This window comes from Litoribacterium kuwaitense, assembly GCF_011058155.1.
GTDB lineage: Bacteria > Bacillota > Bacilli > Bacillales > DSM-28697 > Litoribacterium > Litoribacterium kuwaitense.
The window spans coordinates 56,499-70,512 of the sequence record NZ_JAALFC010000002.1 but is presented as its reverse complement, the minus strand read 5'-3'; the positions used below and the strand labels follow the sequence as shown (position 1 = coordinate 70,512).

10 protein-coding genes and 1 pseudogene are annotated in these 14,014 nt (G+C 41.4%); all 11 read right to left on the bottom strand.

Annotated elements, in window-relative coordinates; translation table 11 throughout:
- Positions 1-8: 8 nt before the first annotated feature.
- The 11 genes and pseudogenes from G4V62_RS02300 to G4V62_RS02250 all read right to left on the bottom strand — a co-directional run bounded on the left by G4V62_RS02300 (position 9) and on the right by G4V62_RS02250 (position 14,010).
- Entirely contained in the window at positions 9-1,625 is a 1,617-nt protein-coding gene (locus tag G4V62_RS02300; protein ID WP_165199150.1) for an extracellular solute-binding protein, read from the bottom strand.
- Positions 1,626-2,146: 521 nt separating this feature from the next.
- Positions 2,147-3,478, bottom strand: coding sequence for a hemolysin family protein (locus G4V62_RS02295; RefSeq protein WP_165199149.1), 1,332 nt, complete (start codon positions 3,476-3,478; stop codon positions 2,147-2,149).
- 105 nt (positions 3,479-3,583) lie between these two features.
- Positions 3,584-5,074 carry a glycerol kinase GlpK gene (gene glpK, locus G4V62_RS02290; RefSeq protein WP_165199148.1) on the bottom strand — a complete coding sequence of 497 codons (1,491 nt, stop codon included), beginning with the start codon at positions 5,072-5,074 and terminating at the stop codon, positions 3,584-3,586.
- Between the two features lie 197 nt (positions 5,075-5,271).
- Positions 5,272-5,844, bottom strand: a complete 573-nt coding sequence (locus G4V62_RS02285; protein WP_165199147.1) for a glycerol-3-phosphate responsive antiterminator — start codon at positions 5,842-5,844, stop codon at positions 5,272-5,274.
- A 93-nt stretch (positions 5,845-5,937) separates the two neighbouring features.
- Positions 5,938-6,695 (bottom strand): annotated as a pseudogene (locus G4V62_RS02280) (class I SAM-dependent methyltransferase).
- 42 nt (positions 6,696-6,737) lie between these two features.
- Positions 6,738-7,493 carry a type I methionyl aminopeptidase gene (gene map / locus G4V62_RS02275; protein WP_165199146.1) on the bottom strand — a complete coding sequence of 252 codons (756 nt, stop codon included), beginning with the start codon at positions 7,491-7,493 and terminating at the stop codon, positions 6,738-6,740.
- A gap of 55 nt (positions 7,494-7,548) precedes the next feature.
- On the bottom strand, positions 7,549-8,025 hold the full coding sequence (locus G4V62_RS02270) for a hypothetical protein (RefSeq protein ID WP_165199145.1): 477 nt from the start codon (positions 8,023-8,025) through the stop codon (positions 7,549-7,551).
- 231 nt (positions 8,026-8,256) lie between these two features.
- Positions 8,257-9,870 (bottom strand): extracellular solute-binding protein, encoded by a 1,614-nt coding sequence (locus tag G4V62_RS02265; protein ID WP_165199144.1) that lies wholly within the window; start codon positions 9,868-9,870, stop codon positions 8,257-8,259.
- A gap of 427 nt (positions 9,871-10,297) precedes the next feature.
- Complete coding sequence (locus G4V62_RS02260; protein ID WP_165199143.1) at positions 10,298-11,338, bottom strand: LacI family DNA-binding transcriptional regulator; 1,041 nt, start codon at positions 11,336-11,338, stop codon at positions 10,298-10,300.
- 125 nt (positions 11,339-11,463) lie between these two features.
- Entirely contained in the window at positions 11,464-13,080 is a 1,617-nt protein-coding gene (locus tag G4V62_RS02255; protein WP_165199142.1) for an extracellular solute-binding protein, read from the bottom strand.
- A 30-nt stretch (positions 13,081-13,110) separates the two neighbouring features.
- Positions 13,111-14,010, bottom strand: coding sequence for a carbohydrate ABC transporter permease (locus tag G4V62_RS02250; protein ID WP_165199141.1), 900 nt, complete (start codon positions 14,008-14,010; stop codon positions 13,111-13,113).
- Positions 14,011-14,014: the final 4 nt, after the last annotated feature.

Genomic DNA, 14,014 nt, shown 5'->3' with positions numbered 1-14,014 from the left:
TGAAAAGATCATTCCGCAAACTGTCTTTCAATCGCCGTCGTTTTCACCTCCATATAGTCTTCCAATCCCATGTTTTCAATCTCGTTCACATAGGTATCCCAATTTGACATTGGCTCGGCTCCTGAAATAAATTTCTCTCGCATTTCAGAAACGTACTTTTCGATATCTGTTCCAAAGCCGCGCAGCTGATCACTTTCTTCTTTTGTATGTGGCATTCTAATCCAGCGGTCATCAATTAAATAAGGTTCAAGTGTTTCTGCAGCCGCTATGGATTCAGGCGAACTTTCAGCACCTTGGAAGAACCTTTGCGTCGTCATAGATGGGAAACCACCGCCCGGGAACGAAAAATACTTTTTAAGTTCCTCGGTAAGAGATAGATCGTCTTCACTGTTTAAAATATGATCTTTGTACACGAGGTTGCCTTCTTCATCTTCTTCGTACGTTTCTCCTTCAATACCCATGAAGAAAAACTCAAGCCCTTCTTCCCCGTAAAAATAGTCGATCCATCTCATCGTTGCCGCAGGGTGCTTATTTTCACTTGTGATCGCAAAAGCCCCTGGAATTAACACTGGATCAGATAGTGTCGTCCATTGTTTATCTCCAAATGGTCCTTCTAACGCTGGCATCCCTACGTATTGACTACCAACTTCTTCCCCGGTAACTTTTGTCGGGCTGTACCATACTACACTGCCATATTTACCTTCTGTATAATTGGCTACATATTGATGGTGATCAATCGTGAAAATATTTTTCTCAATCAGCCCTTCACTAAATAGCTTATTCATGTAGACTAACAGTTCTTTGTATTGCTCTGAAATCGGATAGAAGCGATAGTCGCCAGAATCTGGATCGACATCGATTAACCCTCCGGCAGAGCCTTTGTTTTGTAGTCCAAATGATCCTAAGAGATATTGGTATAGGGTCCCAACAAACGGACCACCGAATGGTACTTCTTCGACAGCGCCATTGCTAGGCGATTGTTCTTTAACGGCTTTTAAATATTGATAATACTCTTCGGTTGTCTCCGGCATGTCCATGCTCAATTCGTCAAGCCATACTTTATTAATAAAAGGCTTTGGTCCCATTCGGTACGATAAAAAGTCCGGTTCACCAATTAACGGAAGAGAGTAGATATTCCCATCCGGCATCGTTACGGATTTTTCTATATCAGGATTATCTTTCATAATTTTTTTAAAATTAGGAGCGTATTCATCGATGAGATCATTCAGGGGAATTAACATCCCCTGCTCACCGTATTTCATTAAGTCAGCTGTGCCAATGCCTGTACTATGAAAAGCATCGGGCAAGTTTCCACTACCAAAAGCGAGATTCCTTTGTTCGGACAGTGTTTCGTGGGGTACCATCTTCCAATTGATATCAATATTAGTCATTTCCTCATATTCATTGAAAATTAAAACGTCATTCCAATCTGGATTTGTCGCAGGTGCTTGTCCGGCAAAAAAATCAAGGGTTATCTGTTCCTTAACAATCGGAAAGTTAGATTCATTCAAATTTTCTAACTCTTTTTCGGTTGGTCCTGTGAACTCTGTAGTCGCCGAATTCCCACAGGCTGATAATGCAATTGCGAACCAAAAGAACACACTAAATATTAAAAAGTTTTTCAATACAATCCCCCTCTGGCTATCAAAAACCATCTTGTTTTCATAATCCAACCGTGACAGAAACTCCTTTTGAATTACAAACTGAGCTGATAAAACCGTCTGTTTTGTTGGTATATTCTGAATTCAATCGGTGTTTAACAGGATAGTTTTAGCACTCACCCTTCAACATAGATTTATTCGCAAGTTGTGTGTAAGATGCACCATTTTTTGAAAGCGTCTTCAAAGTTAGGTAGCTTTTTATTATTCAAATGAATTCTCATAAGGTGTAAAATATGCATACGAATAACATAATAAATTAATTTGATTTTGTTGAATTATACATTGAGCTTTCTAACTTGTCAATTATGTACAAATCATTCGGTATTTGGAAGGAGATCACCTCCTTTATACTGCCAAAATTTTTATACTTTTTCGGCTTTGAAGGTATATCTCTACATGTCTTTCATTAGAGCAGCACACCAGAAAAACGGTCACAAGGTCAAATGCCTTGTAACCGCTATGTTAAAAATGATTATCATAAAGAATTATTGTTCATCAACCGCTTCACGCTCACTATTTATTGTCGCTATCACGTGCTCAATCCTCTTTTCGGCAATGTTTTTGACTTCGAAATGAACACCTCTATACTCTACAACAGGCTGCTCATCATTCCCTGGGAAATAGCCGAGCTGATCTATTAAAAAACCGCTTAACGTATCAAAGTGCTCGACAGGCATGTGTATGCCGAGCGCTTCTTCTACATCGAATAGATTGCTCGTGCCAGGAATAGTGAACTGGTTTTGTGTGACTTGTTCAATATGCTCCTCCATCCCATGTTGTTCGGCATGTTCACTAAAGATATCCCCGACAATTTCTTCAATGACATCTTCAATCGTTACCAGACCTTCAGTTCCGCCATATTCGTCAATAACGATCGCAATATGAATATTCTTTTTCTGCATTTCTCTAAATAACAAATCTAATCTTTGTGTTTCTAGAACAAAATTCGGCTTTCTGATAAGATCTCTAAGCTGAAATGCTTCGCCGTTAGGGTGTTCCAAGAAATGAATTAAATCCTTTGCATGCAGAATTCCAACAATATTGTCCAAGTCTTCTTCATAGACAGGAAAACGTGTGAATCTTTTAGAATTTACTAAACGGATGGTTTCCTGAAGCGTTGCATCTACAGGCAACGCGGACATGTCGGTCCGGTGTGTTATGACATCAGATACGTCCTTATCATTAAACTCAAAGATATTATGAATCATGAGTTTCTCAGCTTTTTGAATCGTTCCTTTGTCACCGCCATCATCAACAAGCAAGCGGATTTCCTCTTCTGTGGCTTCTTCTGGCTGAGCATTGGGGTCGACCCCTAGCAATTTCAACACCGTGTTCGTTGAAAAGGAAAGAAACTTCACGATAGGCAGACACAACTTAAAGAGAAATGTTAATGGCATGACAGCCACATTTGAAATCGCTTCTGCTTTATGTAAAGCCAGCTGCTTAGGCACCAGCTCACCAAATACTAATGTAAAATACGAGAGGATGATTGTAATCACAATAAGGGAAAACGTTTCAAGAAATGATTGCGATAAAGGCACACCGAGATGATATAACGCTTGCGCCATTGGTCCAGCAAAGAAATCCGCTGCAAACGCACTTGCTAAAAAGCCAGCCAGTGTAATGCCTATTTGAATGGTCGACAGGAAACGACTAGGCTTAGAAATGAGATCATAGAGTTTTTGCGCTTTACGATCCCCACTATGGGCCATTCGCTTGACTTTATTGTCATTCAAAGAAACGAGTGCGATTTCGGAAGCCGCAAAAAAACCATTGACTAAAATAAGGACGACCAATGTTGCCAAAGCAATCGTCAATTGATATTCCCTCCATTATGTCACTAAGATGCCACCCTCTGTGCAGGAAGAGACAACGAATGAGCGTTACTCATCAGCAATTCAGAGAGGAAAAAGCCCCCTCTGTTATTTAAATACGCGGGTCGCTTCAACAGCCTTTTTCCAGCCTTGATATAACTGCTCCCTGTGCTCTATGTCCATATCGGCTGTAAACGTCTGCTCAATTTCCTGCATTTGAGAAATGTCTTCTGAACTCTTCCAATAACCGGTTGCAAGCCCAGCTAAGTAGGCTGCCCCAAGAGCCGTTGTTTCATTCACAACAGGTCGCTCAACGGGGATGCCTAAAATATCGCTTTGAAACTTCATTAAGAAATTATTTTTTACAGCACCACCATCGACACGTAAGGTTTGAACTGTAATACCAGACTCTTCCTTCATCACCTCAATAACATCTTTCGTCCTATAGGCGAGAGACTCTAACGTCGCCCGGATAAAATGCTCTTTTTCCGTGCCGCGCGTCAGTCCAAAAATAGCACCTCGCGCATCACTATCCCAATATGGCGTACCTAACCCGACAAATGCTGGAACAACATAAACACCCTCAGTCGAAGAAACTCTTGCTGCATAACTTTCTGTATCCGCAGCCTTTTTTACCATACGCAAACCATCTCTCAGCCATTGTACGGCGGAGCCAGCGACAAAAATACTGCCTTCTAGTGCATACGTCACTTTGCCGTCCACACCCCAAGCGATCGTCGTTAACAGACCTTGCTCTGACTTTACAGGTATTTCCCCTGTATTCATTAACATAAAACACCCTGTGCCGTACGTATTCTTCGCCATACCCTTTTGAAAGCAGGCTTGTCCAAAAAGCGCCGCTTGCTGGTCACCTGCTACACCAGCAATCGGTACCTCCTGCCCGAAGAAATGATAGTCAATCGTGTTTGCATAAATAGTCGAAGAGGGCTTCACCTCTGGAAGCATTTCTTTTGGTACGTCTAGCATTTCCAAAAGCTCATCGTCCCAGTCCAGTTCATATATATTATACATCAACGTTCGCGAAGCATTCGAATAATCCGTCACATGTGCCTGACCACCTGAAAGCTTCCAAATCAGCCACGTATCAATTGTACCGAATAACAGCTCGCCACGTTCAGCTCGCTCTCTGGCGCCTTCGACATTGTCTAAAATCCATTTTACTTTCGTTCCCGCAAAATAAGGATCTATTAATAAACCTGTCTTATTTTTCACAAGCTCAGCATAACCAGCTTGTGTTAATTCCTCACAGATATCGCTCGTTTGCCGAGATTGCCAAACAACCGCATGATAAATCGGCTCTCCTGTATTTTTATCCCAGATGACCGCGGTTTCTCTTTGATTCGTAATGCCAATTCCTTGAATTTGAGCTGGTTGAATCCCTGATTCGGCAAACACCGTTGCGATCACTGCTAGAATCGACCCCCAAATTTCATTTGCATTATGTTCAACCCATCCTGGATGGGGATAATATTGTGTAAACTCTTTCTGAGCCGATTGCACGATTTCTCCCTTTTTGTTAAATAAAATGGCTCTTGTACTTGTCGTCCCTTGATCAAGGGCCATGATATAAGTTTCCATTTTAAAATCCTCCTCAAGGTTAAATATGTAAGATAAAGAATAAATGTAAAGCGAAAAAAAGACCCATTTATACAAACCTCATCAAAATGGACGGGTTGCAAAAGCGGGTCTCTTCATCTCTCCACGGTCATGAACTTATTCACAAATATACCGTTCATTGAAATCGCTGTCAACTTCAACGGTGCGGCCTTCGTTGGTTACGTGAGAAAATGCTTCCAAAGCGCCACATCAGACGTCGTCACACATGAAGCCCCGGCGTCAATGGCCTGTTCTACTTCGTGTATCGATTCAATTAAGCCGCCAGCAATGACGGGCTTACCAGTTTCTTTCGCGATGCGCGTAATCACTTTAGGAACAACCCCTGGCAGCACCTCGACATAATTAGGGTCTGTTTTCTTTATCAGCTGAATACTGCGCTCCATTGCGTTGGAATCAATAATAAATGTTCTCTGCGTCGCTACGCCCCCAAGCTGGCGCACCTTTTTGATCACTGTGCTTTTCGTTGACATTGCACCGTAAGGCTTGATTTTCTGACAAATGTACTCCGAGCCAAACTCATCACTGGCCAGCCCTTGAATAAGATCAATATGTAAAAACATGCATCGATCGTGTTTTCGTGCATAATCAAAAACGCTCGGCAGCATGCTGATATGCATATCGAGAAATACGCCATAGCGTACGGGGAATTTAAGCATTTTATCAAAATCTTTCATCGAACGAATCGCCGGTAAAATGACTTGCCCATCAAATGGCTTTTTTATCTTATCCATGAACGATTAACTCACCTTCTATGTGACGTCTTGGTTCAAGCTTACCGAAAGTGATTGACTAAAACAACCGACCAGTTCCTATTTTGAACTGTTCTAGTAGTGATTAGCGATCAGAAAACGTTCGTTTTCTGCAGAAATCATTAAAAACATAGGGCGTCGATATTCATCGTTCATCTCTGGGTACTTATTTACCATTTCTTCAGTAGGGAGAGATTCTTTCACAGCGCAAACGGTAAATCCTGACAAAATCACTGTGTTGATATACGTCATCAGTGTACGATGATACTTTACAACTTGTTCTGTCAAAAACGTCGTTTCACGGATGCCCTCATCTTGATAGTGGTCTACAGGCCAATGGCGTCGATTTCCCTGATCATCCACATACCAATCTTGCTCTTCACGGCAAGTAAACATTGGATGCTCGACAGAAAAGACAAATTGACCACGAGGTGTTAAGCAATCATATACCTTTTGGCAAAGACGCTCAAAGTCTTTTACATAATGGAGAGCGAGCGAACTCATGACAACATCAAAAGATTGGGCGGGGAAATCAATCTCTTCAATGGGCTAGTGTACATAGCGAATCGATTGATCATCGGTCAAAGCATGTGCTTTCGCCAGCATTTTTTCGGATAGGTCCACCCCAACGACAGACTTCGCTTGTTGTTCGTTAGCATACCGACAATGCCATCCAAATCCACAACCTAAATCGAGGACTCGCCGATGACGAAAATGAGGTAAGAGCGTTTTGAACATATGCCATTCTCCTGCACCATCAAGACCGTGAACTGATCGGGGCATTTTTTCATAGGCCGTAAAAAAGCACCATCATCATATTTATTTTGCTTCACTTTATTTCTCCTTTTTGAAACCTTTCTGGAAAAAGGGAACGGTTATTGATCATTTTGTGCTGTTAAAACCAATGGCCCTTCCTTCGTGACGGCAATCGTATGCTCATATTGGGCGGATAACTTGCCATCGACGGTACGTGCGGTCCATCCGTTTCCATCCATTTTGCTCTGCCACGTTCCGGCGTTAATCATCGGTTCGACCGTAATGACCATTCCTTCTTTCAAACGAAGCCCCTTTCCAGGTGATCCGTAATGAAGAATTTGTGGTTCTTCATGCAAAGTTGGCCCGATGCCGTGCCCAGTAAAATCACGTACAACGGAAAAGCCTTTCGATTCTGCATATGATTGAATGGCATGCCCGATATCACCGGTTCGATTGCCGATTTTCACCTGTTCGACACCGCGGTCAAGGCATTCTTTCGTTACTTCTAATAGTTCCTTCGTTTCAGCCGGTACCTCACCTACTGCATACGTCCACGCCGAATCAGCTAAACCACCGCCTAAATTAACGACAAAATCAACCGTGACGATATCTCCATTTTTTAACGCTTTTTTGCGGGGAAAACCATGGCAGATTTCATCGTTCACGGACGTACACGTAGCGTATTGATAACCTTTAAAACCTTTTTGCTCAGCAGTGGCACCATGCTTTATTAAAAATTGCTCAACAAACTGATCAATTTCCTCTGTTGTCATGCCAGGTTCAATGATTTTTGCAATGCTTTGATGACAGGCAGCCAACAGTTTGCCCGCCTCATGCATCTTGTCGATTTCTCGTTTTGATTTTAACGTGATCATTGTTCAGTCTCCTCTTTTTTGTACCTTAAAATTACTTTGGATTATAAATATTGCTCTAACCAAGCTTCCGCTGTAAATAATGATAACGATTGCGACATTTTGCACTACAAAACTTGGTCACTTGCGCCCGCTGATATGGAATAAACCAATGCTGACACTGCGTACACATCTGCAATTGCAGACTAGAGCCTTCCATCGCCTCAAGCAAACTGATGATGGCTTCCATGTACATACGTTTTAATGATTCTGCACCATCAACGAATTCTGCATGAAGGAGAGTAGGCCGTGAGTCTTTAGATACATTTTCATTTGGCATACTCACCTTCAAGCGTATCGCTTGATACTGCGCAAAAACTATGTTTATTCGTCGCACAAGATCATCTTCGAGAGGTTGCTTGTCTCGTACAGCGCCAGCAAGGGCTAAAAGAAGGAACTGCAACTCCTGTTCGATACTGCCATGTTCCACTTTATGGCAGTGCAGTTCATTCATAACCGTCAAGAAGTATTTTTTACGCGATAACGTAGGACTCATCCACCATCCGCTCCTCTCCTTCAATGTAAAACAACGAATTAAATGCATTAATGCGTTAACCCATTTAGAATAACATAAAAAGAAAAGCCCTGTATGACCGCATTCAATATATTGCGGTCACACAGGCACTTATTTTTAACACGTATCGCGGTATTGAACATCCAATAGACCAGACACGGCTAAGTGCTTATTAGTGGCTTAGTTGTTGTCACGTGCTTACTCTAACCATTCTTACCCTTCAATCCTTTCAAGTGCACTTTTTCTAACCTCAATATATTCACTCAAGCCCATTTTTTCTATTGTTTCAACATATTCATCCCACACGTCAAAAGAAACTTCTCCAATGATGAATTTATCTCTCATTTCGCCAACATACTTATCGATATCATTTCCAACAGTAGAGATTATTCTACTTTCTTCCTCGGTATATTGAAATGGCGGCCACGTATCCTCTGTGACATACGGCTTCAATTGTTCTGCAGCCTTCAATGACATTTCTGACGATTCAGAACCCTTAAAAAAATCTTGCTTAAGAATGCTCGGTGGTGCTCCCATATTTAAATAGCCAGCATATTTCGCTAACACTTGTTCTTTAGTCAGCTCTGGATCGTTTACGATATGATCTAAAAATTCATAGTCTCCTTCTTCTGTTTCCTCATACGATTCACCTTCAACTCCCAAATAAATCAGCTTCGCACCTTCATCACTATAAAAATGGTCAATCCAGCGAACCGTCGCCTCAGGGTTTTCATTTTCACTCGTAATCGTAAACGTACCTAAGTTGAAAACAGGATGAGCGCTCGTTGCAAGCTCTTGATCGCCATCTGGACCAATTAACGGCAAGCCATTTACAAAGCTTTCCCCTGTTTCTCCTAGCAGTTCGTCAGGGCTATAAAACACCGTACTTCCATATTTTCCGTCAATTGCATTTGCCAGGTACGTATTCCATTCAATTGAAAAAATGTCTTGAGCGATCAGCTCTTCACTATATAGCTTGTGCACATATTGTAATAACTCTTTGTAGCCATCTTGGACCGGGATAAACCTCATTTCGTCTGTCTCAGGATCGAGATCAAAAGTTAAATCTCCTTTATTCCCTATACCATATGAACCCTTTAACCAATTGACCAACAATACAATACTTGTTCCTCCATAGGGAATTTCGTCATTACTGTCCCCATTTTGGTTCACATCATTTTCCTTGATACCTTTCAAATACTCATAATACTCATCGGTTGTTTCTGGCACATCCATGCCTAATTCATCGAGCCAATCTTTATTATGGAAGAGCATCGGATTAAGACGGAGTGAGAGGAAATCCGGGTCTAATATGCGCGGAAACCCGTAAATATTGCCATCAGCCGACATGATCGACTTTTCGATTTGCGGATCTTCATCCATTAGCTTTTTTAGATTGGGGGCATATTCATCAATTAGATCATTTAATTTAATAAAAGTTCCTTGCTGACCATACTTTAATAAATCTAAACTGCTAATCCCTGCCGCATAAAATGCATCTGGTAGTTGTCCACCGCCGAGTGCTAGATTTCTTTTTTCTGCAAGGACATCCACTGCGATTTCGTCCCATTGAATATCAACATTGGTCATTTCCTCATATTTCGCAAACGCTTTTACATCTTCTAAACTCGTTTTATACGATGCGTTTTTACCAACAAATACGTCCAGCTGAATTTCCTCATTCACAATTGGAAAACCAGATTCGTTCAAATTTTGCAGTGCTTCTTCAGTACCAACCGTTTGATTTACCGCAGCTTCATTATTACCACATGCTGACACAATGAAAAGTATGATGAATAGTGACGCAATTGCAGCGTTCTTTATCATAAAAGCACCCCCGCATATATTTAATCGCTCTCCTTCACCCTTAGCACGAAGCATTTAACATTATTTTTTCAGCTTTTATCACCTCATCATGAATGAATGTCACATACAAGAAACTGCTATCTTCTGGCATTTGGACACAACCGCCTGAAAGGAACAAATAAAAGGGAAATACTCCAATTAATATATTTGATTTTTCTCATAATTGTCAATATTAAATGATTAAAATGATTTTAAATGAATCCTTTCCCATGTCTGAAGGCATTTCATCTCCTACTTACTCATTGGGATACGCCCTTCACATGCTTTGAAGTGGGTGGCTTCTTGCCTATTTATGATAAAAAAGAAGATATATCCTCGAATTCATAGAGTCTATACCTTCACAAATATTGTTTAAGTCTTCTGTTTTAGGCTGACCGTTCGTAAACAGTTAAGAATGATATCTTTTTTGTACCTTGACTGAATCTCTAATGACGAGAGAGGTTTCAACGGTATGAGAGACGATCGGACGATCAGGATACTTAATTCGATTTAATAAGAGTCTGCTCGCTTCCTCCCCCATACGCTCCTTATTAATATCCATTGTTGTTAAGGCCGGGATAGCATGTTCTGAAATAATGGATTGCTCATAACTCATGACTGAAATATCCTCTGGAATACGTACTTTTATATCATATAAGTAACGCATCGCACCGACTGCAATGCCGTCACTTGCAGCCAATACTGCATCTGGCCGCGTCCCGCTTTCCCAAATCTCTTTCATCGCATCGTAGCCTGCTGTTCCTGTATAATCGGTAAAAACAACCGTCTCAGCCAGATTTTCCTTCCCTGCCGCCGTCATCGCATGTGTAAAACTCTGTACTTTCTTTTTCGCAACTTCCATGGATTTCGGGCCATTGATAAAAGCAATATGTTGATGTCCACACGACAAAAGATATTTCGTCCCCTGGTCAATGGCATGAGTCACATCAGGAGCAACCGAATCTATTTCTGAAGAATGTCTGCCAACGAGTACGGCCGGGATTTTCCTTTGTTGAATATGTTGAATAAAGTCACCCGAAAACAACCCCCCTATGATAAAGACACCGTCCACACGGTTATTTTTAATCAATGAAGGCATTGCTTCTTGATCCTGGGAAGTGGAAAAACGTTCATTTAATAAGCCATAATCCGTGTCCTTTAAAAACGAAGAAATGCCTGTAAACGTATCGTAAAATAGCGTTTCTGTCACGGAGTTAAAAGAATGGGCTTTTTGCGCAGACTCATTCACTAAAAACACCATACCTAAGATGTTCTTCACCTTCGTTTGCAGTTCACGTGCAGCCATGTTGGGGACATATCCAAGCGCTTTTATTGATTCCAATACTTTTATTCTTGTTTCATCTTTGACAGCATCACTATTGTTGATGACGAGGGATACTGTACTTTTCGAAACATTACTATGCCGAGCCACATCCAAAATCGTAACCATATGTTCACCACCTGAAAAATTCCCTTCCATTATTATATCATCATTAAAAACGTCTCCTCTAGCAATCATACTAGAGGAGTGCAGCAAATCTGTTCTTGGAATACCTCTTTACAAACAGCTATTGCTTATTGTGTATTTTCTTGGTAAGTATCATATCCATCCTGATAGATTTGTGTGAAATCGTCTAATCCCATCTTCTTCAGGTTTTCCACATATTTTTCCCAATCCGCTTCTACATCTGCCGTGCCAGTGATCCATTTAGCGGCCATTTCATCCGTATATGCCATAATGTCCGTCTGATACCTTGTAATATCGTCGTATTGCTGCTTCGTAAATAAGATTTGCGGATAGATCCAATTCTTCAGCTTCGGCTCTTGCAAATCAAACCACTCATCTTTATCCGGATCAAGTACACCTGGCTTTAAGTTAGACAAATCCATCTGCTCTCTCATTTTCTGTGAAAACCCATAAACAAAACTATTATAAGGCGTTTCTTTCACACGCCATTCCCCGGCTGTAAAACCTTCAGGCGGATCAACAATCCCGTATTTTCCATTGTCGAGTTTTTCGACACGGTTTGGTCCTTGACGAAGTTTAAACGACATGTCCGGATCATACGCCCTGTCCACCCAGCGAATGGTTGCTTCTGGATGTTGGTTTCCTTTCGTAATTGCAAAGGTCGCTTGATCCAATTGTGGATTTAAATACCCTCTCACTTGATGTCCCTCTGGCCCTTTTAACGCATGAATAGGTGATTTGTAATCCCACTTATAATCAGGGTTAGTAATTTGGTCAGGGCTCCAACCGAAAAAGGCGCCGACATTTGCTTTGTCACCTGCAGCAAGCTTAGATAAGAATGCTGAACCTTCTAAGGTAAACGTTTCTTGATCAAGCAAACCGTTCTGATACAACGAGCTTAAATACTTTATCACTTCCTTGTACTCAGGTGAAGTGCGAACAAATTCAACTTTGTCACCTTTGACGAGGAATGTTTCATCAATCGTCCCAAAGGAGCCAAACAAGAAGTTAAACCCATGCAAACTGTCACCGTAAATCCCTGATAGGGGAATTTCATCATTCGGGTCACCGTTTCCATTCATATCCTGCTCTTTAAACGCCTGAAGCGCTTCATAAAACTCATCCGTCGTTTCCGGCATGTCCATCCCGATTTTTTCTAACCATTTTTCATTGATCCACAACGTGTTTCCGCTAGATCGTTTAAACTTCGACATATTTGCCATCGGCAGTGAATAAATATGCCCATCCGGCGCTGTAATCGCGTCCCTCACTTCCGGGTTTTCATCGAGGAAAGCTGTCAAATTTGGCGCATACTTGTCGATCATATCTTCGAGCGGAATAAAGATCCCTTGTGAACCACCCATGACAACATCTGACGGGCTCAGCTTTAAAATGACATCGGGCAAGTCGCCACTCGCAATCATTAAATTTCGTTTTTGTGTCCAATCCGAACCAGGCGATAATTTCCAATCAATGTTAACATTCGTACCTTCATTTATTTCTTTAAACGTTTCTAATTCATTCCAATCCGAACCGGTACGCGCATCGTATTTTCCGGCAATTTCCAAAGTAATGTCTTCTTCAACGATCGGGAGACCTGATTCATTAAAATTGCTGCTTACTGCCTCTGCACCAGATTCTTCAGGATTGCTGGAAGAACAACCAGACAATACAAGTGAAAAGGTGAGAACTGACGCTGACACAATCCCTTTATAGCTTTTCATGTGAAGGACCTCCTAGTTTATTAAAATGACTCATCCTTTAATCGAGCCGATCATAACGCCTTTGACAAAATAGCGTTGGACGAATGGATAAAGCACTAAAATAGGAACACTCGAAACAATAATTAACGAATATTTAATTAATTCTTTATACTGTTGCTGTTCGGCAATAAGTTCAGGGTCGATCGCATCACCCGTCACCGCAGCAGCGTCCTGACTTGCCACTAATATACTGCGGAGAATCAACTGTAGTGGATACAATTCTTGGTCTTGCAAATAAATTAACGCTGGAAAAAAGGAATTCCATTCATTCACTGCACTGAACAGCGCCATGACTGCGATGATCGGGACAGATAATGGGATGACAATTTTAAAGAAAAACTTTGTCGTCGAGCAGCCGTCCACTTTTGCCGCTTCAAGCAGCTCGTTCGGAATCGTCGTCTGAAAAAATGTTTTGGCGACAATCAAATGAAACGCAGATACGGCTGAAGGGATAACGACCGCCCAAATCGTATTAATCATGTCCAGTTGCTGCACAAGTAAGTAAGATGGGATGAGTCCGCCACTGAAAAACATCGTAAATACGATTAAAAACATGAAGAAGTTACGACCTATTAAATCTTTACGTGATAATGCATACCCAGCTGTAATGACTAAGGAGACATTCAAAATGAGCGACAGCACAACATAAAGCAGGGTATTTAGATAGCCTCTCCACACCTCACTATTGTCTAGTAAGATTTCATACCCTTTTAACGTGAAGCCTGCTGGCCAGAAAAGTACCTTTCCAGCATTCACTGCCGTAGGATCACTCACCGATGAAATGACGATTAAATATAATGGATAGATCACGACGAGCAAAATGAGCGTTAGCAGGGTATAATTTATCGCATCAAACAATTTGTCGCTTCTTGATCTTGCAATTTTTGACACGCTT